The organism is Desulfuromonas sp. DDH964 (genome assembly GCF_001611275.1).
GTDB lineage: Bacteria > Desulfobacterota > Desulfuromonadia > Desulfuromonadales > DDH964 > DDH964.
Genome location: NZ_CP015080.1, coordinates 2,771,667 through 2,790,975, shown reverse-complemented (window position 1 = coordinate 2,790,975; position 19,309 = coordinate 2,771,667). Strand labels below are relative to the sequence as shown.

Annotated in this window: 16 protein-coding genes and 1 tRNA gene; 14 read left to right on the top strand and 3 right to left on the bottom strand. The window is 62.7% G+C overall.

Going from position 1 to position 19,309, the window contains the following annotated elements; all coding sequences use genetic code 11:
- The first annotated feature begins 47 nt into the window (after nt 1–47).
- The 5 genes from DBW_RS12830 to ltrA all read left to right on the top strand — a co-directional run bounded on the left by DBW_RS12830 (nt 48) and on the right by ltrA (nt 7,032).
- The gene (locus tag DBW_RS12830; RefSeq protein ID WP_066727898.1) at nt 48–1,988 is read left to right on the top strand and encodes an ABC-F family ATP-binding cassette domain-containing protein; all 1,941 of its coding nucleotides are present in this window, start codon (nt 48–50) and stop codon (nt 1,986–1,988) included.
- Entirely contained in the window at nt 1,988–3,310 is a 1,323-nt protein-coding gene (locus tag DBW_RS12825) for a ParA family protein (protein WP_066727897.1), read from the top strand. The genes DBW_RS12830 and DBW_RS12825 overlap by 1 nt, the downstream gene beginning before the upstream one ends.
- A gap of 75 nt (nt 3,311–3,385) precedes the next feature.
- On the top strand, nt 3,386–4,339 hold the full coding sequence (locus DBW_RS12820) for a DUF2226 domain-containing protein (RefSeq protein WP_066727896.1): 954 nt from the start codon (nt 3,386–3,388) through the stop codon (nt 4,337–4,339).
- A 75-nt stretch (nt 4,340–4,414) separates the two neighbouring features.
- Nucleotides 4,415–5,107, top strand: coding sequence for a hypothetical protein (locus DBW_RS12815; RefSeq protein WP_066727895.1), 693 nt, complete (start codon nt 4,415–4,417; stop codon nt 5,105–5,107).
- Nucleotides 5,108–5,628: 521 nt separating this feature from the next.
- Nucleotides 5,629–7,032 (top strand): group II intron reverse transcriptase/maturase, encoded by a 1,404-nt coding sequence (gene ltrA, locus DBW_RS12810; RefSeq protein WP_066727275.1) that lies wholly within the window; start codon nt 5,629–5,631, stop codon nt 7,030–7,032.
- Between the two features lie 135 nt (nt 7,033–7,167).
- Here the strand turns inward: ltrA and DBW_RS12805 are convergent, their stop codons facing one another.
- The gene (locus DBW_RS12805; protein WP_066727894.1) at nt 7,168–8,532 is read right to left on the bottom strand and encodes an ATP-binding protein; all 1,365 of its coding nucleotides are present in this window, start codon (nt 8,530–8,532) and stop codon (nt 7,168–7,170) included.
- The gene (locus tag DBW_RS12800; RefSeq protein ID WP_066727893.1) at nt 8,529–9,266 is read right to left on the bottom strand and encodes a response regulator transcription factor; all 738 of its coding nucleotides are present in this window, start codon (nt 9,264–9,266) and stop codon (nt 8,529–8,531) included. Before DBW_RS12800 ends, DBW_RS12805 begins: the two co-directional genes overlap by 4 nt.
- A 325-nt stretch (nt 9,267–9,591) precedes the next feature.
- Between DBW_RS12800 and DBW_RS12795 the strand changes: the two genes are divergently transcribed.
- The 3 genes from DBW_RS12795 to DBW_RS12785 are packed head-to-tail and all read left to right on the top strand — an operon-like array spanning nt 9,592 to nt 13,932.
- Nucleotides 9,592–10,806, top strand: a complete 1,215-nt coding sequence (locus tag DBW_RS12795; protein ID WP_157471891.1) for a hypothetical protein — start codon at nt 9,592–9,594, stop codon at nt 10,804–10,806.
- A 16-nt stretch (nt 10,807–10,822) separates the two neighbouring features.
- Nucleotides 10,823–11,644 carry a cytochrome C gene (locus tag DBW_RS12790; RefSeq protein ID WP_066727891.1) on the top strand — a complete coding sequence of 274 codons (822 nt, stop codon included), beginning with the start codon at nt 10,823–10,825 and terminating at the stop codon, nt 11,642–11,644.
- Between the two features lie 32 nt (nt 11,645–11,676).
- Nucleotides 11,677–13,932, top strand: coding sequence for a hypothetical protein (locus DBW_RS12785; RefSeq protein ID WP_066727890.1), 2,256 nt, complete (start codon nt 11,677–11,679; stop codon nt 13,930–13,932).
- A 128-nt stretch (nt 13,933–14,060) separates the two neighbouring features.
- Here DBW_RS12785 and DBW_RS12780 read toward each other — a convergent pair.
- Nucleotides 14,061–14,147, bottom strand: a tRNA-Leu gene (locus DBW_RS12780).
- A gap of 197 nt (nt 14,148–14,344) precedes the next feature.
- On the opposite strand from DBW_RS12780, the gene DBW_RS12775 reads away from it, so the two are divergent.
- Genes DBW_RS12775 through DBW_RS12755 form a run of 6 tightly spaced genes read left to right on the top strand, consistent with a single transcriptional unit; the run spans nt 14,345 to nt 19,297 of the window.
- On the top strand, nt 14,345–14,776 hold the full coding sequence (locus tag DBW_RS12775) for a MarR family winged helix-turn-helix transcriptional regulator (protein WP_066727889.1): 432 nt from the start codon (nt 14,345–14,347) through the stop codon (nt 14,774–14,776).
- Nucleotides 14,769–14,957: a hypothetical protein gene (locus DBW_RS12770; RefSeq protein ID WP_066727888.1), complete on the top strand. Its 189-nt coding sequence runs from the start codon at nt 14,769–14,771 to the stop codon at nt 14,955–14,957. The genes DBW_RS12775 and DBW_RS12770 overlap by 8 nt, the downstream gene beginning before the upstream one ends.
- 12 nt (nt 14,958–14,969) lie before the next feature.
- Nucleotides 14,970–15,425, top strand: coding sequence for an IS200/IS605 family transposase (gene tnpA / locus DBW_RS18215; protein WP_082820194.1), 456 nt, complete (start codon nt 14,970–14,972; stop codon nt 15,423–15,425).
- Nucleotides 15,412–16,572, top strand: a complete 1,161-nt coding sequence (locus DBW_RS12765) for a TolC family protein (RefSeq protein ID WP_082820342.1) — start codon at nt 15,412–15,414, stop codon at nt 16,570–16,572. Before tnpA ends, DBW_RS12765 begins: the two co-directional genes overlap by 14 nt.
- A 10-nt stretch (nt 16,573–16,582) precedes the next feature.
- Nucleotides 16,583–17,686: an HlyD family secretion protein gene (locus tag DBW_RS12760; RefSeq protein ID WP_066727886.1), complete on the top strand. Its 1,104-nt coding sequence runs from the start codon at nt 16,583–16,585 to the stop codon at nt 17,684–17,686.
- Nucleotides 17,687–17,743: 57 nt separating this feature from the next.
- Nucleotides 17,744–19,297 carry a DHA2 family efflux MFS transporter permease subunit gene (locus DBW_RS12755; protein ID WP_066727885.1) on the top strand — a complete coding sequence of 518 codons (1,554 nt, stop codon included), beginning with the start codon at nt 17,744–17,746 and terminating at the stop codon, nt 19,295–19,297.
- Nucleotides 19,298–19,309: the final 12 nt, after the last annotated feature.

The window sequence follows — 19,309 nt, the reverse complement described above, 5'->3', positions numbered from 1 at the left end:
AAATTCGGAGTTTTCCAGGACCCCGGGGATGTGTTATAAAAGGCCCCATGTTGCAGCTGAGAGAAATCATCAAGGACTTTGGCGGCCGGCGGCTCTTTGCGGGGATCAGCTGGCACTTGCGGCCCGGTGACAAGGTCGGCCTGTGCGGCGAGAATGGCGCCGGCAAAACCACCCTGCTGAAGGTGCTGGCCGGCCAGGTTCCGGTCGATGTGGGCGAGGTGCAGATCGCCCGTGGCACGACCTGCGGCTATCTGCCCCAGGACGGATTGGAGCATCGCGGACGGAGCCTCTTTGCCGAGGTGCGCACCGCTCTGGCCGAGCTCCTGGCGATGGAGCGCGAACTGGGCGAGCTCGAAGCGGCCATCGCCGAGCGGCACCTGCCGGCCGACCTCGACCGCTACGCGACGGTGCAGGAGACCTTCCGGCAGCGCGGTGGCTACGAAATGGAGACCGAGATTGCCAAGGTGCTGCGCGGCCTCGGATTCGCCGAGGGGGACTGGGAAAAACCGTGCGAGCACTTTTCCGGGGGCTGGCAGATGCGCATCGCCCTCGCCCGCTTGCTGTTGCAGCGTCCCAACCTGCTCCTGCTGGACGAGCCGACCAACCACCTCGACCTGCCGGCCCGGGATTGGCTGGAGGCCTACCTCGCCAGCTATCCCGGCGCGGTGGTGCTCGTTTCCCACGACCGCTTCTTTCTCGACCAGGTGGTTGGCCGCATCGTCGAGGTCTGGAACGGCAGCCTGACCGAATACCCCGGCAACTACAGCCGCTACCTCGAAGAGCGGGAGCGTCGGGTCAATGCCTTGCAGGAGGCGAAGCGCCGCCAGGACGAGGAGATCGAGCGCACCGAGGCCTTTATCGGCCGTTTCCGCTACCAGGCGAACAAGGCCTCCCTGGTCCAGAGTCGGATCAAGCAGCTGGAGAAGATCGTTCGCATCGATGTGCCGCCGCCGCGGCGAAAAATCTTCTTCCGGTTCCCCGACCCGCCCAAGGGCGGCCGGCTGGCCCTGGAACTGACCGGCATCCGTCATGGCTACAATGAGCGCACCGTCCTCGACGGTATCGACCTGACCGTCGAAAAGGGAGAACGCATCGCCCTGGTCGGCGCCAATGGGGCCGGCAAATCGACCCTGATGCGGCTGCTGGCCGGAGTCGAGGCGCCACGCGCCGGAAAACGCACTCCCGGACACAACCTCCAGCTCGCCTATTTCGCCCAGGACCAGGCCAAGGTCCTCGATGCCAGCCGCACCGTTCTCGAAGAGATTACCAGCGCCGCACCGATGGCGATGGTGCCGCGGGTGCGGGATATCCTCGGCACCTTCCTCTTTTCCGGGGACGATGTTCACAAGCGGGTGGCGGTCCTCTCCGGGGGGGAGCGCAACCGCCTGGCCCTGGCGATCCTGCTGCTGCGGCCGGCCAACCTGCTCCTGCTCGATGAGCCGACCAATCATCTTGACCTCGCCTCCAAGGAGGTCCTCCTCGCCTCGCTTCAGCACTATGCCGGGACCCTTGTTTTCGTCTCCCATGACCGTTACTTCGTCGATGCCCTGGCGACCCGGGTCATCGAGGTCGGTGGCGGTGCCGCGACCTCCTGGCTCGGCAACTACGAGGATTTTCTCAGCGCCAAGGCGGCCGCCGGGGAAGGGGGGCATTCCCAGCAGCGGGTCGAGGCCCTGGTCGGCAGCAGCAGCGACGGTGTGCCGCTCGACCGGGAGGACCGCCGGCGCCAGCACGAGGAGCGCAAGGAGGCGCAGCGCCTGGAAAAACGGCGGCAGAAGGAGCTGGCCGAACTGGAAGGGGCGATTGAGGAGGCGGAAGGAGCATTGGCCACCGTCGAGGCTGCTATGGCCGACCCGGCCCTCTATGCGGACGTGGAAGGGTGGCGAAAGGCGTCGAGCCAGCACGCTGCCCTGCAGGAGAAGATTGGCCAACTTTACCGGCGCTGGGAAGAAGTGCAGGAGGAGCTTGCGATGGCCAAGGGTGCGTGATGAGCGCGGATAAGCAGCTGCGGCTGCCGGGTGGCGGCCCCTACGTGGTGGTGGTCGCGAGCGAAAAGGGTGGCGTCGGCAAGACCACGCTGGCGACCAATCTCGCGGTCTATCTTAAGGCCCTGCATGAAGACCTGCCGGTAACCATCGCCTCTTTCGACAACCATTTTTCCGTCGATAACATGTTCGCCATCGCCGGGCGCAGCGGCGGGTCCGTAGACGGCCTCTTTCGCGGCCAACTGCCGGAGGAGTTGGCGACACTGGGCGAATACGGCGTTGCCTTTCTCTCCTCGGCACGGCGGCTGGCGCCGGTCGGGGACGACCCCGGGCAGCTGCGGCGGCTCTTCAGCCGCTCGCGTCTGTCGGGGGTGCTGATCCTTGATACGCGCCCGATCCTCGACCTGGTCAGCCACAACGCCCTGCTCGCCGCCGACCTGGTGCTGACGCCGGTCAAGGACCGCGCCTCCCTGGTCAACGCGGCGGCGCTGCAGGCGCTGCTCGCCGATTCGGATAGCGGCCCGGGCCGCCTCTGGCTGGTGCCGAGCCTGATCGACGGTCGTCTGCGGCTGCGGGACAACCTCGGCATGCATGAGTTCCTGGTCTGGGGAGCCCGCGAACGGGGGTACCAGGTGGCGCCGACCGCAATCGCCAAGAGTCCCAAGGTGGAGAGCCTGGCAAGTGGCCTCTCCAGTCGCATTTACCCGGTCTTGACCCATGCCCGTGGTACCCAGGTGCATGGCCAGTTCAAGCTTCTTGCCGAGTTCGTCATCGAGCGACTCGCCCTGCAGCCGGGCCCCCTGGCGGCGCAGGGACCCGCTTCCTTGCCGCCCACCGACGGTCGCCCGGGGCTGTTCGCTGCGGCATGTCCGCTCTGCTCGGCTCCGGCCCCGGAGATCGGGCCCTGCTACCAGACCCTGCAAAGTCGCCACCGCGGGCTGCTCCATGCCGCCTGCCTGAATCGCCTGGTCGATAGGGACCTGCTGTGGGCCGGCGGGGACGACCCGGCGGTCCTGGCCATCCGCTTCGATGCCGAACAGCGCCCCCGGTTGAGCATGAAATACTTAACCGCGCAGGGTGCTCAGCCCGGGGAGGGGGAGCTGCCGATCCCCGCCGAGGTGGGCCAGGATCTTCTCGTGCGACTCTGCGGCCGGGCGATCGACGACCTCTTCAAAGAGTGCCTGCTGGTCGGTCTGGCCAGTCGCAGTGAGCAGGAGTGGCGGCACCACTTTCCACCCCTGCGGCGAACGGTTCTGGAAACAATGCGCGCGACCGGTAGCTGGGAGGAGGGAGCCGACGCTTTCCCCGATAGCGTTGAAGGTTGACAATACCGGGTAAATTGTTTAAGAATTCTATGGTTTTTTGATTTTAACAAATTCAGCTGGTGAGGCTTCTCCCCCATGATTCTTCTGCCACGCGGAAACCCGGTCAAGGAACGGATCGATCCGGGCAAGGTCAACCTCCCCGATGCCCTGCGCAAATTGCAGGGGGGTGGGTTCACCGGCTACCTCCGGTTCGACGCCAAAAGCGGGACCGGCATCGTTATCTTTCAGAACGGCAAGCTGATCAGCGCCCTCTTCGAAGCGGACCGTGAGCAATTGATCGCTTACGATGCCATCGCCCGCATTTTCGAAGAATCTCTCGCCGGCAACGCCCTGCTCGATATCTACAAGCTTTCACCCGATCTCGCCCTGAGCATCCATGCCCTGCTGCACGGTGAAGTCCTCTACAAGGGGCAGGAACTCAAGCTGATCGACATCAAGGCGCTGCTCGGCAAGCTCAAGGAGGACCAGGTCAGCGGTTGTCTGCGGATTTATACCCGCGAGCGTATCGCCCTGATTTTCTATCGTAACGGCAGCCCCCTGGGGTTTTTTCACGACGGCTCGACCGATATGGAGACCAACGCCGATACCTCGATGTCCGTCGCCCGGCTTCCCGGGGCGAAGATTGATGTGCTCATCTCCCGGGGCCAGGAAGGAATGGTCCTCGCCGACCTGATGGGCACGGCCGACCTCGGTGCCTTGTGGAAGAAGGCCCAGGAACGGATCGCCAGGGAACGGCGTTCGCGGGAAGACGAGGCGAGCCGCAACCAGGAGCTCCATGAAAAGGACCGCCGCTTGAAGCTCCAGGGTTTTCTGCGCACTACTGCCGAGGGGCATCTCGGTAAAATCGGCGCTTCCCTGGCTGACAAGGCGGCGGAGAAAACCCTCCCTCAGACTGGTGGGCTCACCGAAACCGATCTCGCACCTTTCTTTGAAAATCTCGCCAAGGCGGCGAAGCTGGTGGCTGGGCCCTCCGCCATCAACAGCATGCTTGAGGAAATGAAGAAGGGGGCCAGGGCTTTTCTCAAGTAGGCTTGATATTTGCTGCTGCTTTGGCAGCGCGTTGCAGCCGCCACGGCTGCCTGACCATGTCACGGGAGGTTTTCGATGGATTTCAACCTGCTGCAACTGATCCTCTGGCTGATTGCCGGTGCCGTCTCCTTTTACTTCAGCCTCGGCAACGCCCGGGTCTGGACCAGCATCGCCGTTGGTTTCTTCCTGATCCTGATCGGTGAGGTCATTCCCCGCGCCATTCCTTTCCTCCCCGGGGCCAATATCCCCCAGGTGACGGCCATGGCCTATATCGTCGGGACCATTGCGATCCTGGTGATGAGCCATGGATTCCAGGAATACTACGTCTTTTCCCGGACTCTTGAGCTGGAGGGGAACAAGATTTATGTCTATCTTTCGACCCTCGCGGTGATTGTCGCCTCGCTGGTTTTCGTCCTGGTCAACATCACCCCGGATGAAAAGATCCTGCGCACCATTCGTATCGTCGAAAATACCAACTGGGTCTTCCTCTCCCTGATCAATATCGACCTGATCCGCAAAATCTACCTCAATGTTCAGGACAGCCCGATCAGCAAGGGTTTCATCGCCTTTATCTTCGTCTTCGTCTGCATCTTCCTCTGGAAGGGTTCCGATCTTTACGTCCTCGTCTACAACCTCGACGATGTCGCCAACCAGCAGCTTTTCCCTTTCCGCTACCAGCTTTCAGTCATCTGCAGCAACCTTGGCAACCTTCTCGCCGGGCTCTCGGTCGCTGGCACCTTCCTTTATCTGGCCCGCCTGCTGCGCTAACGGCAAAACCGTTCGCCATGAATGAAAACCGCCGGAGCCCAGGGGGCCCCGGCGGTTTTTTTTGGTGCGCCAGGCATGGCGCGTAGCGCCTTGACTGGCGCTGTCTGATTCACTGTGGTGGTGAATCAGTGACTTGGGGGTGCAAGTCCCCTGCGGACCCTGATGGCGGGAACCGCTAGCCGGACGGCAAGGGTGTCCATCGCGAGGTGGAATCTGAAGGAAGCCGCAGGCAAAATCCCGGTCCGACGAACAGAAACCGCATGAGGCAGTCTCATCCGGGCGAGAAGGCCAATATCTTCAAAGCCCGATAGCCATCCGGGAGGGTGGGGCTGTAGATGCGGCGGGTAGATGGGAGGAAGGTCACGCGCATTACCCTGGGAGATCTGTCGGTCTGCCTCGTGCTACCGTCACCGTAAGGTGTCGGGACGGGCCGGCAGAAGTCAGCAGAGGCCGTAGTAGCCGGAGTAACCACCCGGCAAAGGGCCGAACACGAGGCGTCGTTTCAGGAGACTCGCGTTTCGATGACGACAAGAGCAGCAGAAGTCCCGGTCGAGATACCGGGAGCCGTCCCGGAGGGCAGCGGCCGGAAGCCGCCAGAGCATGGGAGCGGTGCGTCAAACGTCACGGCAACGAGAGACCCTTCCTGGACGAAAGCGGAAAGGGGGCTGATGGAAGACGTCGTCAGCCGCCCGAACATGATGGCGGCCCTTGAACGAGTGGAAGCCAACAAGGGCGCCCCCGGCATCGACGAGATGACGACGGGCGAGCTACGCGGCTTTCTCAAGGAGAAGTGGCCGACCATCAGGGAAGAGTTGCTGAATGGGACGTATCGCCCCCAGCCGGTGCGGAAGGTGGAAATCGAGAAGCCCGACGGGGGAGTGCGCACCCTGGGAATCCCCACGGTGTGCGATCGGCTCATTCAGCAGGCGCTGCATCAGGTGCTGACGCCGCTATTCGATCCGGACTTCTCCGACAGCTCCTACGGGTATCGTCCCGGACGGAGTGCCTGGCAGGCGGTTAGAGCCGCCCGTCGGCATGTGGCCGACGGCAAGCGCTGGGTGGTCGATATCGACCTGGAGAAGTTCTTCGACCGGGTGAACCACGACATCCTCATGTCGCGGGTCGCCCGTAAGGTCGAAGACAAGCGGGTATTGCTGCTCATCCGGCGGTACCTGCAAGCCGGAGTGCTCGAAGGCGGGCTTGTGTCGCAGAGGGTGGAAGGGACGCCGCAGGGTGGTCCCCTCTCACCTCTTCTGTCGAACATCCTGCTCGACGCGTTCGACAAGGAACTGGAGAGGCGCGGTCACGCCTTCTGCCGCTACGCCGACGACTGCAACATTTACGTGCAGACCAGGCGCAGCGGCCAAAGGGTCATGGCCAGTCTCACCCGGTTCCTGGAGGAGCGGCTGGCACTCAAGGTCAACGTCGCCAAAAGCGCCGTCGACCGTCCTTGGAAAAGGGTCTTTCTGGGTTACAGCATGACCTTTCACAAGAAACCCCGCCTCAAAGTGGCGGAGTCGAGAGTGAAGCGGTTCAAGGCCGGACTCAGGAAGGTCTGCCGACGGGGGAGGGGACGCAGTCTCGCTCAGGTCATCAAAGAAATCACCCCGAAGCTACGGGGGTGGGCCTCTTACTTCCGCCTGGCGGAGGTCAAAGGCATCTTCGAAGAACTGGACAAATGGCTGCGGCGGAAGCTGCGCTGCATTCTATGGCGACAGTGGAAGCGCCCCTATACCCGGGCCAAGAGGTTGATGCAGCGGGGATTGCCGGAAGCCCGGGCGTGGAAATCGGCCACGAACGGGCGAGGCCCCTGGTGGAACTCAGGGGCCTCGCACATGAATGAAGCGTATCCGACATCCTTCTTTCGCTACTTGGGGCTGATCCGCTTGACCGATCAGCACCGCCGCTTTCAGAGCGCCTTGTGAACCGCCGTGTACGGAACCGTACGCACGGTGGTGTGGGAGGACGGCGGGGGCGACCCCGCCTCCTACCCGATGCTCCGCCTTCTCCGGCGGGATGGACGAGGGCGCCTGTGGTAAACGGATCGGCGGGTGATTCGTCTAGGTAGTTGCTCCGAGGGGCAGGCGGATCTCGACCATTAGCCCGCCGTCCTTGGCATTTCTGGCGGTAACACTTCCGCGGTGCAGGCGAACTGCCCGCCGGGTTATCGCTAGGCCGAGGCCGTAGCCACCGCTCTGGCGGTCCCGCGCTTCCTCGGTACGGAAGAAGGGGAAAAAGACCTTTTCCAGCAGCGCTTCGGAAATTCCCGGGCCGTTATCGCGAACGACGATCAGCGCCTCTTTCGCTTCCCCTTCGCTGCAGGTCGTCGTCAGGGCGACAGTCACGGTCGAGTCTCTGGCGGTATAGCGAATGGCGTTGCGTATGACATTCTCGATTCCCTGCCGCAGCAGTTCCCGGGATGCTGAGACCGTTACCGCAACTGCCGCCACCAGATCGACCCGGCAGCCTTTGCTGCGCGCTTCGAAATCGGCGTCGAGAACAATTTCAGTAAGCAGACTCTGCAAGTCGGTGGCTTCCCACGCAGTGGTGCCGGCCTGGCTCTCCAACATCGTCAAGGTCAGCAGTTGGCCGATCAACTCGTTGAGCCGGCCGGCCTCCCGCTCGATCCGGTCGAGGGAAGGGGTCGCCTCGGGAGGCGCATGCTGCCGGGTCAACTCAAGGGCCAGGCCCAGTCGGGTCAGAGGCGACCGCAGTTCATGGGAGATATCCTGCAGCAGGCGGTGCTCGGCCTTGATGAGGTGTTCGATGCGCGCCGCCATCTGGTCGAAATCCCGCGCTAGTCCGGCAATCTCGTCATTGTTACCAGCAGGCGGATTGACCCGGGTGGAGAGGGCGCCGTCGGCGAAGGCCCTGGTCGCTCGCCGCAACCTGCCGATGGGAGCGGTCAGCGAACGGGCGAGGAGGAAGCAGACCACACCGGCGACGATAAAGGTGATGATCATACGCAGCCCGAGGGCGCGCGGGTCGAGGATGGTGGCGAGAGGATTGGGGCGGGTTCTGTTGATCAGGTAAACATACTCTTCTGTCGCCGGATAGGCGATCCAGATTTCCTCGTCCCCGGACTGAACCTGGTTGACATGGGTCTCGGCCGCCAGTTTTACCAAGGGAATAAGGGCGGGATCGAGCCGCTCATCGATGACACCGTCGCCATTGTTGTGGAGGAGGAAAAGGCGGGCGCCAGTTTTCTCCTCGAGAAGGCGGCGCTGGTTCTGGAAGGCGGCGCCCCCCCCTTCGCGGTACGCCTTGATCAATTGCTGGCTTTCGATCCGGTAACGGCGCTGGCGCATGGCGCGGTCTTCGCCGTCGCTGCCGGTGGTCAGGGCCAGAATGACCACTGTCGCGCCAATCATGGTCATGGCGAGCCAGAACCAGAGGAAGATTTTCTTGAAAACACTGTTCCTCATGCTTCCGGAATGTCCTTCTGTTCCGGCACCAGGTACTGGTACCCCGTTCCGCGCAGGGTTTTGATCCGGTCGCTACCGTCGCTCAAGGGACCGAGCTTGCGGCGCAGGTTGCTGATGTGGACATCGATGCTGCGATCATAGGGGGAGAGCTCCCGCCCCAAAACCGACTGCACCAGATCTTCCCGGGTGACGACCGCGCCGGCGTTGCGCAGCAGGATGGCGAGCAGGGCGAACTCTACGGCAGTCAACTCGAGGGGAACCCCCTTCTGTTTTGCGGTCAGGGTGCGCTGATCGAGGAAGATGTCGCCGACCGTCAACCCCACTCCCTGACCCCGGCGGACCTGGTGTGGCTCCGGGGCCGGCCGGAGGCGACGCTGCACGGCACGGATGCGCGCCACCAGCTCCCTCGGATTGAACGGTTTGGGCATGTAGTCGTCCGCGCCCAGTTCGAGCCCGACGATGCGATCGATTTCATCGCCGCGGGCGGTGAGCATAACCACCGCTATCTTGGACACTTGCCGGATCCGGCGCAGCACATCGAGCCCGCTCATTCCCGGCAGCATAATATCGAGTACCACCAGCTCGAACTCTTCACCGATGGCCCGTTCGGCTCCGGATTCGCCGTCCTGGGACGATTCGACGACAAACCCTTCCGGCCCCAGGTATTCCTTCAGGAGCTCGCAGAGTTCGACATCGTCGTCAATAATCAGGATGCGATTCGCCTGTTTGGTCATTAATCCCTCGTCTCCAGCCATATTAACGTAAAGTCCCTGCCACCAATGTAAAGAAATGTAAAGTCGGCTTGTCTCGCCCCCGTTTGTCCGGGGCCAGGGGGAGAGAACTGCACTATTCCGGGGCCCCTTAATACTTCTTTACCCTTCTTATTGAGAACTTAACCCCGCTCCGGAAAAAGTTTCTGTAGAATTCCGCACTGTTCAGGTGCGTGCTCGCGCAATGAGGCCAGGCAGCTCTTGCCTGTACTGATTTCCGTAGGTTGGTCGCGCGTCACCAGCGGAGCAGGGTTCGGGATCAAGGACATTTAAATTCGAAGGAGGCAACATGAGGATTTGGCAGCGAATGACGATCTGCGCAGCGGTGTTTCTGCTGGCCCTGGGGGCGGCGGGTCAGGCGCTGGCGGTCTCGGTGTCGGGGCGCTCGAGCACCGAACTCGAATGGTACGACGACGCCCAGGGTGACGCCGCGCTTCCCACCTACGAGTACCTGCTGCTCAACGTCAAGGATCTCGACGGCGCCGGGCTCAATTTCCGCGGCTACGGCCGCCTCGGGGTCGATCTCAACGACGAGGTCGACGCCGACAGCCGCCTCTACTACGGCTACCTGGAGAAGAAGGGGCTGGTCAAGAACCTCGACGTCAAGCTCGGCCGCCAGTTCATCGCGACCACCGCCGGCGCCTCGCTGATGGACGGCCTCTACCTCGACTACAACAACCTCGGCCCCCTCAAGGTCAGCCTCTTCGGCGGTGGTGATGTCGCCTACTACAGCGGCTACAGTGCCAAGGACCTGATCGGCGGGCTGAAGCTGTCCGGGAGTTTCTTCGACGGCCTCCACCTCGGCGTCTCCTACCTGCAGCGCTGGAGCGACAGCGAACTCGCCAACGAGATGTTCGGCTTCGATGCCGACTACGACTGGCGCAACCTGCTCAACCTCTACACTGAGGTGCAATTCGACTATCTGAGCAACAGCGTCTCCTACTTCCTGGCCGGGGCCAACTACCACCGCAGCGAGAAGTGGAACCTGCGCACCGAGTACCTCTACTCCCTGCCGGTCTTCTCTTCGACCTCGATCTACTCGGTCTTCGCCGTCAGCGAGTACCAGGAGCTGATGGCCGAATACAACGTTCGGCTCGGCGAGGGCTTAAGGGCCTTTGGCCGCGGCACCTGGGAAATGTACCAGGATTTCGACGACGCCTACGTCTTCGAGGCCGGGGTCGAAAAGATCCGCACCGAGCGCTTTGCCGGCTACCTCTCCGGGGTCTGGCGCGAGGACGGCGACGGCCAGGACCTGCGCGGGGTGAAGCTGCACGGCTCCTACCTCTTCAACAAGTACCTGCAGGCCGGCGCCGGCGCCGAGGTCGACGTGCTGCAGCGGCGGCTGGAAGAGACCAGCGACGACACCACCAGCAGCCGCTACTGGGTCGACGCCACGGCGTACCTGACCAAGAAGGTCAATGTCCAGGCAAAGCTCGAGCGGGTGGAGAGCGACCTGTACGACTACTACAACCGCGGCCGCGTCCGTCTTAACATCCTCTTCTAAGTCAAGGAGTGACGATATGATTCGAAGCCTGTTAGCCATCCTGGCCCTTGCCACCCTCTGGGCGGCGCCGGCGCTGGGCGCCCCATTCGACCACGCCACTCACCTGACCTATCTCGACGATGCCGCCTGCGCTACCTGCCACGTCGAAGGGGCCGAAGCGATCAAGCCGGCCGAGACGGTCTGCCTCGAATGCCACGAGAAAGCCTTTGTCGAAGAAGTTACCTTTCCGGGGCTGAAGACGCATGGCCCGGTCTGGGCCTTCAACCACCGTCCGGCCGCCAAGAATGGCGCCATCGACTGCAGCGCCTGCCACCAGCAGGACTTCTGCCTCGAGTGCCACAGCGACGCCGGGCGCGCCGACGAGATGGGGGCCTTTGGCAACGCCATGGTCAACGTCCATCGCAGCGACTTTCACGTCACCCACCCGATCGCCGCGCGCACCGACCCGCAGTTGTGCAGCAGCTGCCACGAGCAGAACTTCTGCCTCGAGTGCCACGAGCAGTTCGCCCCGGCCGACCTCGCCCTCGACTCGCACCGGCGCAGCTGGAGCGACCTGACCGTTTCCGGGACGCCGCACGAGACCTTTCCCGCGGACAGCTGCCAGACCTGCCACCCGAACTCGGTGCTGCCGTCGCACGAATGGTCGAGCCGGCACAGCCGCGAAGCGCGCAAGAACCTGGCGACCTGCCAGGCCTGCCACCCGGACGGGGATATCTGCCTCAAATGCCACAGCGCAAAGAGCGGGCTGATGGTCAACCCCCATCCGAAGGACTTCAGCGATTTCAGCGGCCGTCTCGACCGGGCCAGTGGCGGCAAAACCTGTCGGAAATGCCATTAATTACATCCTTAACCCACGCATAGGAGGTTTGCATGCGAACCACGAAGTTAGTTTCTCTCGCTCTTGCGGCGGCTCTGGCGCTGACCCTCTCGGGGTGCGGCAGCAATCGCGACTCCAGCGGCAGCACCACCACAGGTGGTGCTAATCTCGGCAGTGACCCGGTGACCAGTGTCGCCTATGTTGGCTCCGGCACCTGTATTGGCTGTCACGAAGATTTCTCCTGGAGTGCTGCCGAGGTCGACAAGTACCTGGTCGGCAAGCACGTTGTGCATAGCACCCATGTCGCGGCGACCTCAGAAGCACTCTGCCTGAGCTGTCACGATCCCATCGGTGACGGCCCGACCCTCGAGGGGCTGATCGATCCGGCCGACGTCCCCGCCGGCGGTCTCGCTGCGGTCGGCTGCGAAAATTGCCACGGCGCCGGTGGCGAGCACTTCGGCGTCGGTCCGATCCCCAGCGCGACCCCCGACTTCAATGCCTGCGGCCAGTGTCACAACAGCCGCTGGACCACCGAGATGCCGAGCCACATCACCTACCATCCGGAAGGAAACAACATCCTTGCGGATTACGTCGCCAGCCCGCACACCAAGATTCATACCGGGGCCCCCTGCTCCAAGTGTCACACCGATGAAGGGGCGCGCCAGTACAAGGATTACGATACCTTTGAAAGCCTGGTCACAGTCACGGAAGTCGAGAACCCGTCGCCGATCCAGTGCCGTACCTGCCATGACCCGCATAATCCTGGCAAACTGCTGGAAAACGAACAGACCAGCGGGCGCGGTGCGTCCCTGAAGGTGGTGGCTTCGGCCGAATATGCCACCTGCACCAACTGCCACCAGCGCCACGACGCCCAGATCGGAGCTGCCGTTTCCAAACTGCCCGGCTCTACCTCCAGCGACGGCGCCAGCGGCGACCTGATCTATCATGCCGCCCGCTATTCCCGGGTCATAGCCTCGACCCACTTCGACGATCCGGAGACGACCAACGTGGTTGAAGGCTATACCATGGATCCGGCCAATGAGCGCTCCTGCCGCGACTGCCACAACGTCCATGCGGCCGATATCACCATTAATGAGCAGTGGGCCGAATCGGGCCATGGCGGCGACATCATCGCTATCAAGAAGCAGGCCGTGGCTGACGCGGGCCTGACCGACCATGATTGGGCCGCCGTCGACATCTACCGCAAAGCCGGCGTCGCCGCTGCGGATAACGCTTTTGTCCACTATGACTGGGATGCCGCCAACCGCCAGTCTTGCCAGCAGTGCCATACTTCCACCGGTTTCAAGAACTACGCGGCCGATCCGGCCAACTACGATGCGGCCAACAATGACTTCTCGGCCCTGGTCGGCTGGTCGAAGGACGCTACTACCGGTGCGATTACCCCCTCCGGGCAGAACGAGATGCTCTACTGCTGGGCCTGCCATAGCAACAATGCCGGCGATCTCCGCGTTAAGGCTGCTGTGACCGCAGGTTACACCTACAACAGTCTGCCGATTGACTTCCCTGATGTCGGCAGCTCCAACACCTGTCTGGTCTGCCACTCGGCCCGCGGCAATGCCAGCGACGTTCCGGTCAGCACCAGCGGTTACGGTGCCTCCCACCACGGGATTGCCGGTGCCATCCTGTTCAGCAACCTGACCCATGTCGGCGGCGAGTATGTCGGCCTGGATTACTCCAAGCCGTCCTACTTCGAACATGACATTCTCGGCACCCCTGCCGACGATGCCACCGGCAACACCGACGCCGGCCCCTGCGCCGTTTGTCACATGAACGGGGCTGCGGGTCAGCCTGACCACACCTTCGCAGTGGTCGAGAAAGATGCTGCCGGCGTGGTCGTCGGCCTCAACTCCGAGGCTTGCATCAATTGCCACACCGGGGCTCACGGTGCCGCCCTGACCACCACCGACCTCGTGGCTGGTGACGGAACCGCTGCTGCTGCCGCGGCCTTCCTGGAGGAGGAGTCCCTTGGTTACCAGCAAGCCGGCCAGCTCCTCAAGGACACGTTGAACCAGGCCAACGGCCAGACCAACTATACCGGCGGTGTTGTTGCTGCCGCCACCGGCACCGATAACGATCACCGGGCCTTCCAGAACAGCCTGATCCCGGGCAACGACGCCGGCGGCTATGCCCACAACCGCTACTACGTCAAGCGCCTGCTGTTCGATTCCATCGACTGGCTTGACAACGGCGTCCTGGACGGCAGCATCACTATCGATGTCGCTCTCTACCCCGAGGCCGTTGCCTGGCTCCGTGGCGACACCGTTACCGGCGTGGCCAGCCGTCCGTAAATCAGCTTTAGCCCATTACTGGCCCCCGCTCCGGCGGGGGCTTTTTTTCGTCCCCCTCTTCGAATGAAATCAATGTTTCAGAACAGAGAAAGCCCGTCACCTAAGTGGTGGCGGGCTTTCTCATTGGTTGGTGGGGGTGGTCGGAGTCGAACCGACATGGACTTGCGCCCGCTGGATTTTGAGTCCAGTGCGTCTACCAATTTCACCACACCCCCAAACCTGGATACCGATTCTTTCTCGGTGAGCTGGTTGGCGAAAGTGCTGTGGATTATAGAAAGAAGCAGTCGGGCGGTCAAGGGCTTATACGGCGCAAAAAATTTTTCCTGCCCCTTGACCTGAAATGCCCAGCGGCAGTAAGTTGGCGCATGGAAAGTATGCTGATTATTCGCACGGAAAGCATCTGGAGGTTCTCGTGGATGGGTTGAATATCGAGAGCAGCCTTGGATTTCTGCTGGCCAAGGCGCACCAGCGCATCTACGCGCAATTTCGTGATCTGCTTGCCCCCCACGGCATTACCCCGGCGCAATTCGCACTGCTCGCCTTCCTCTGGCAGGAGGATGGCCGGACCCAGACCGCGCTCTCCGAGAAGACCGAAATCGATCGCACCACGCTCAGCGGCCTGCTCGATCGCCTGCAGAAGCTCGGCCTGGTTCACCGCCGGCCCGATCCTGCCGATCGCCGCGCCTGGCGGGTCTGTCTGACCGCTAAAGGACGTGCCCTGGAGAAGGTACTGACACCGGTGGCGCTCGGCGTGCGCCGCCAGGTAGTCGCCGCTCTCGCACCGGGCGAGTACGAAGAGCTCTGCCGCCTTTTGGCCAAAATAAGGGGAAGTAACCATGATTAGTCTCTCTGGCAGACTGCTCCTTGGCTGCCTGCTCCTCCTGCCGACAACCGTCGGCGCCGAATCGTTGAGTCTGGCCGACTGTCTCGCCCTCGCCCGGCAGCAGAACCCGACCCTGCAGGCGGCGGCGTTAATCTCAGGGGGGTCCAATTCCCCGAAGCTTGCTTCGCTATCGCCAATATGAAATATTGGCGACATGAGCGAATATGTACACAAAAGTCATAATGTTTCTGTGCTGTTATACCATCTTGTTTGCCCAGCAAAATACCGCCGGGTTGTTTTCACCCCAGAGGTTGATGGCTGGCTCAAAGAGGTCTGCCTTGAGATCGCCAAAAGATACGAGATTCAGTTCGTAGAAATTGGGACCGACAAAGACCATGTTCACTTTTTGGTGCAGTCGGTTCCAATGTACAGCCCAACGCAGATTGCACGAGTCATCAAAAGCATTACGGCCAGAGAAATATTCAAACGAGTCCCATCGGTTAAAAAGCAACTATGGGGTGGCGAATTTTGGACAAAGGGCTATTTTGTGAACACTGTAGGCCAAAAGGGTAATGAGAAAACCATTGCGACCTATGTTAGAAATCAAGGCCGAGAAAAAGAGTATCAGCAATTGCACCGCGAGCAGTTAACGCTTTTTGATACCCCGTAGCTTGCTGCGGGGTAGTTCATCGGCGGAGATTTCCGCCGAACAGAGCAAGGAAGCACACGGTATTTATCGCCCACGGCTCGATCTGGAGGCCGGCTACACGGCGCAGCAGGCGCCGCAGCAGGTGGTGATCGGCGGCCTTAGCGAAGCGACCCAGGATCAAAACTATGCCCATTTCGGCCTCGCCGCCGAGCAGCTTCTTTACGATTTCAGTCGTTCGGCGGGGAAGGTCGCCGCTGCCGATGCCAGTGCGCGCAAGGCCCGCTTTGCCTATGCGGGCCGCGAGCAGGATCTCTTTCTGCAGACCGGCGTCGCCTATTTCCAGGTCCTCATTGCCGAGCAGCTGCTGCAGGCAGCCGCCGAGGAGGTGACCCAGACCGAGGCCCATCTGCGGGTGGCCAAGGCCTTGTTTGAACAGCAGATGGTGACCCGCAACGACGTGCTGCAGGCCGAGGTTCGTCTCGCATCCGCCCGGCAGCAGCAGCTCGCCCGCAGCGGTGCGCTCGAGAATGCCTGGCTGCAACTCAACTACCTGACCGGACGGCCAACCGCGGCCCGTGCCGAGCTCCATCCCGAGACGGATCTCGCCTTGCCGTCGGTGCCTGATGCGGCCGCCATCGCCAGTCGCCCGGAGATCGCCGCGCAGCAGCAGCAGGTGACCGCCGCGCAAGCCGGGGTCCAGCAGGCGCAAGGGGCATTCCGGCCGGAGCTCTTTGCCCACCTTGGCGCCGACTATGTCGAGAACAGTCACGTCAAGGAACAGACCATCTATAGCGCCACCCTCGGGCTGCGCGTCAACCTCGCCGACGGCGGCGCCAGCAGCGCCCGGCTGCGTGCCGCCCGCCAGCGGCTCGACCAGGAGCGCCGGGTGCTGGCCGACCTGGAGCAGCAGGCCCTGCTCGATTACCGCAGCGCCCGCAACGATGCGGCGGTGGCGGCGCAGCGGATCGCGGTGATGGAAGCTGCGATCCGCCAGGCGCAGGAGAACCTGCGCCTCAACCAGAACCGCTACCGCGAGCAGGTGGGGACCGCCACCGAAGTCCTCGATGCCCAGACCCTGCTGACGCAGAGCCGTACCGATCTCTATCGTGCCCAATTTGAATATCAGCTCGCCCTGGCCCGGGTCCAGCGTGCCATCGGCGCCCTTTGAGGGATTCATCATGAGTGAAACTGCAGCGGAAAAGCCAGAGCAGACATCTTCCGGCAGCGATAAGGAAGCGAAGACCAACGGCGGGCGACGCCGGATCGGCCTGATCCTGCTCGTCCTGATCCTGTCTGGCGTGGTGACCGGCAGCTGGCTCTGGTACAAGAGCAAGATCGAACTGGTCACCGATGATGCTTTTGTCGCCGGGCACATCCATCTCATCTCGGCGCGGGTGGCCGGGCATGTCGAAACGGTCGCGGTGGCGGATAACCAGCCGGTGGCCGCCGGTGATCTGCTGGTCGAGCTCGACGCGGCGCCCTATCGTGCCCGCCTCGACAAGGCGCAGGCCGCCCTGGCGATTGCCCGCAATACCGTCGGCGGCGAACGCGCCGCGGTTGCTGCGGCGCGCGCCGCCCTCGGCCAGGCCCGGGCCCAGGCCGATCAGGCGGAGCTCGACCTGACCCGCGGCGAAGCCCTCTTTGCCCGCGAGGTGATTCCCGGCGAACGCCTCGACCAGCTGCGCACCGCGGCGAAGGTGGCGCGGGAGAGCGTCAACCAGGCGCGGCAGAACCTGGCCCGCGCCGAATCCCAGGTTGGAGCTGTCGGCGACGATGGCCAGGCCGCCCGCATCGCCGAGCGCGCTGCCGAAGTGGAGTCGGCGCGCCTCGACCTCGCCTATACCCGCCTCGTCGCGCCGGTGGCCGGTTACGTTACCCGCAAGTCGGTGGAGGTCGGCAGCAATGTCCAGGCCGGCCAGCCGCTCCTCGCCCTGGTCCGGCTCGAGGAGCCGTGGATCGTCGCCAACTACAAGGAGAGCCAGCTTACCCACCTGGAGCCCGGGCAGAAGGTCGAATTTACCGTCGATGCCTTCCCGGGCCGCACCTTTACCGGCCGGGTCGACAGCATCATGGCCGGCACCGGCGCCGCTTTCTCCCTGCTGCCACCGGAAAACGCCACCGGCAATTATGTCAAGGTGGTGCAGCGCATTCCGGTCAAGATCGTCATCGATGCCGATACCGACCCCGGCCACATGCTGCGGGTCGGCATGAGCGTGGTGCCGACGGTCTACACCGGTCGCTCGTTGGGGGACATCCTTGAGACGCTCAATCCGTTCCACTGAAAGAGCGGAAAATCATAGGTCCTATGGGACCTTTAGGACCTATAAAGAGCCTCTGCAATGAGCGACGCCAAACCCGTTAACAAGTGGCTGATCACCATCACCGTGATGCTGCCGACGATCATGGAGATCGTCGACACCTCGGTGGCGAACGTCGCCCTGCCGCACATGCAGGGGAGCCTCAACGCCGGCACTGATGAGATCACCTGGGTGCTGACCTCCTACCTGGTCGCCAACGCCGTGGTGCTACCGATGACCGGCTGGCTCTCCAGGATGTTCGGCCGCAAGCGCTTTTTGATCACCTGCATCGTCCTCTTTACCCTCGCCTCCTTTCTCTGCGGCGCGGCGCCCAACCTCGGCTTTCTGATCTTCTTTCGCATCCTGCAGGGCGCGGCCGGAGGGGCCCTGATCCCCAACAGCCAGGCGATCCTGATGGAGACCTTCCCGCCGAAGGAGCAGGGGATGGCGATGGCGATCTTCGGCATCGGCGCCATGTTCGGGCCGATCATCGGCCCGGCCCTGGGGGGGTACGTCACCGACCAGCTCAACTGGCGCTGGATCTTTTACATCAATTTGCCGATCGGCGTCATCGCCGTGATCATGGCCGCCGCCTTCCTCTTTGACCCCGAGTACCTGCGCAACCGGCAGAAGATTTCCATTGACTACTGGGGGCTGGCGCTGCTGGTTCTCGGCTTTGGTTCCCTGCAGATCGTGCTCGACAAGGGGCAGCAGGAAGACTGGTTCGACTCGGGTTTCATCATCGCCTTCGCGCTGGTCTCGGCGGTCTCGCTGGTCGCCCTGGTCCTGGTCGAACTGCGCCATTCCCACCCGATCGTCAACCTGCGTCTCTTCAAATACGTTTCCTATTCGGCTGGCAACTTCCTGATGTTCATCTTCGGCTTCTGCCTCTACAGCGCGATCATGCTGATCCCGCTCTTTTTGCAGACCCTGATGGGGTATGACGCCACCCTCGCCGGCATGGTCCTGGCGCCGGGGGGCGTGGTGACCCTCTGCACCATGCCCTTCGTCGGCGCCGCCCTCTCCCGGGGGGTGCAGGGACGCTATATAGTCTTTTGCGGCCTCTGCATCGGCGCCAGCGCCATGTTCATCATGCAGGGTTTCACCCTCGAGGCTTCGTATTGGGATTTCGTCTGGCCGCGCATGGTATTAGGCCTCGGTCTCGGCATGATTTTCGTCCCCTTGACCACCACCACCCTGTCGGTGATTCCAAAACCGGAGATGGGGAACGCCACCGGCATGTACAACCTGCTGCGCAACATTGGCGGCAGCGTCGGCATCGCCGTCTCGGCGACCCTGCTCGCCCGCTTCTCCCAGCTTTACCAGAACGTCCTCGTCGCCCACGCCAACCCGATGAACCCGGCTTTCCAGCAAAAGGTCGCCACCCTGACCCAGGCCGCGGTGGCCCGCGGCGTGCCGGCGAGCGAGGCCGAGCAGACCGCCCTGGCGATGATCTATGGCATGATCCGGCGCCAGGCAGGGATGCTCTCCTACAATCACATCTTCTGGATTCTCGGCATCGCCTTTCTGGCGGTCATCCCGTTTCTGCTGCTGCTGAAGAAAGGGGAGGGGGAGGCGCCGGCGGGGATGCATTAACGGCCGATAGCT

What these genes read in the sequence shown, in the direction of transcription:
- DBW_RS12830 (WP_066727898.1), top strand. Translation starts at nt 48, where the DNA reads ATGTTGCAGCTGAGAGAAATCATCAAGGACTTTGGCGGCCGGCGGCTC.
- DBW_RS12825 (WP_066727897.1), top strand. Translation starts at nt 1,988, where the DNA reads ATGAGCGCGGATAAGCAGCTGCGGCTGCCGGGTGGCGGCCCCTACGTG.
- DBW_RS12820 (WP_066727896.1), top strand. Translation starts at nt 3,386, where the DNA reads ATGATTCTTCTGCCACGCGGAAACCCGGTCAAGGAACGGATCGATCCG.
- DBW_RS12815 (WP_066727895.1), top strand. Translation starts at nt 4,415, where the DNA reads ATGGATTTCAACCTGCTGCAACTGATCCTCTGGCTGATTGCCGGTGCC.
- ltrA (WP_066727275.1), top strand. Translation starts at nt 5,629, where the DNA reads ATGACGACAAGAGCAGCAGAAGTCCCGGTCGAGATACCGGGAGCCGTC.
- DBW_RS12805 (WP_066727894.1), bottom strand. Translation starts at nt 8,532, where the DNA reads ATGAGGAACAGTGTTTTCAAGAAAATCTTCCTCTGGTTCTGGCTCGCC.
- DBW_RS12800 (WP_066727893.1), bottom strand. Translation starts at nt 9,266, where the DNA reads ATGACCAAACAGGCGAATCGCATCCTGATTATTGACGACGATGTCGAA.
- DBW_RS12795 (WP_157471891.1), top strand. Translation starts at nt 9,592, where the DNA reads ATGAGGATTTGGCAGCGAATGACGATCTGCGCAGCGGTGTTTCTGCTG.
- DBW_RS12790 (WP_066727891.1), top strand. Translation starts at nt 10,823, where the DNA reads ATGATTCGAAGCCTGTTAGCCATCCTGGCCCTTGCCACCCTCTGGGCG.
- DBW_RS12785 (WP_066727890.1), top strand. Translation starts at nt 11,677, where the DNA reads ATGCGAACCACGAAGTTAGTTTCTCTCGCTCTTGCGGCGGCTCTGGCG.
- DBW_RS12770 (WP_066727888.1), top strand. Translation starts at nt 14,769, where the DNA reads ATGATTAGTCTCTCTGGCAGACTGCTCCTTGGCTGCCTGCTCCTCCTG.
- tnpA (WP_082820194.1), top strand. Translation starts at nt 14,970, where the DNA reads ATGAGCGAATATGTACACAAAAGTCATAATGTTTCTGTGCTGTTATAC.
- DBW_RS12760 (WP_066727886.1), top strand. Translation starts at nt 16,583, where the DNA reads ATGAGTGAAACTGCAGCGGAAAAGCCAGAGCAGACATCTTCCGGCAGC.
- DBW_RS12755 (WP_066727885.1), top strand. Translation starts at nt 17,744, where the DNA reads ATGAGCGACGCCAAACCCGTTAACAAGTGGCTGATCACCATCACCGTG.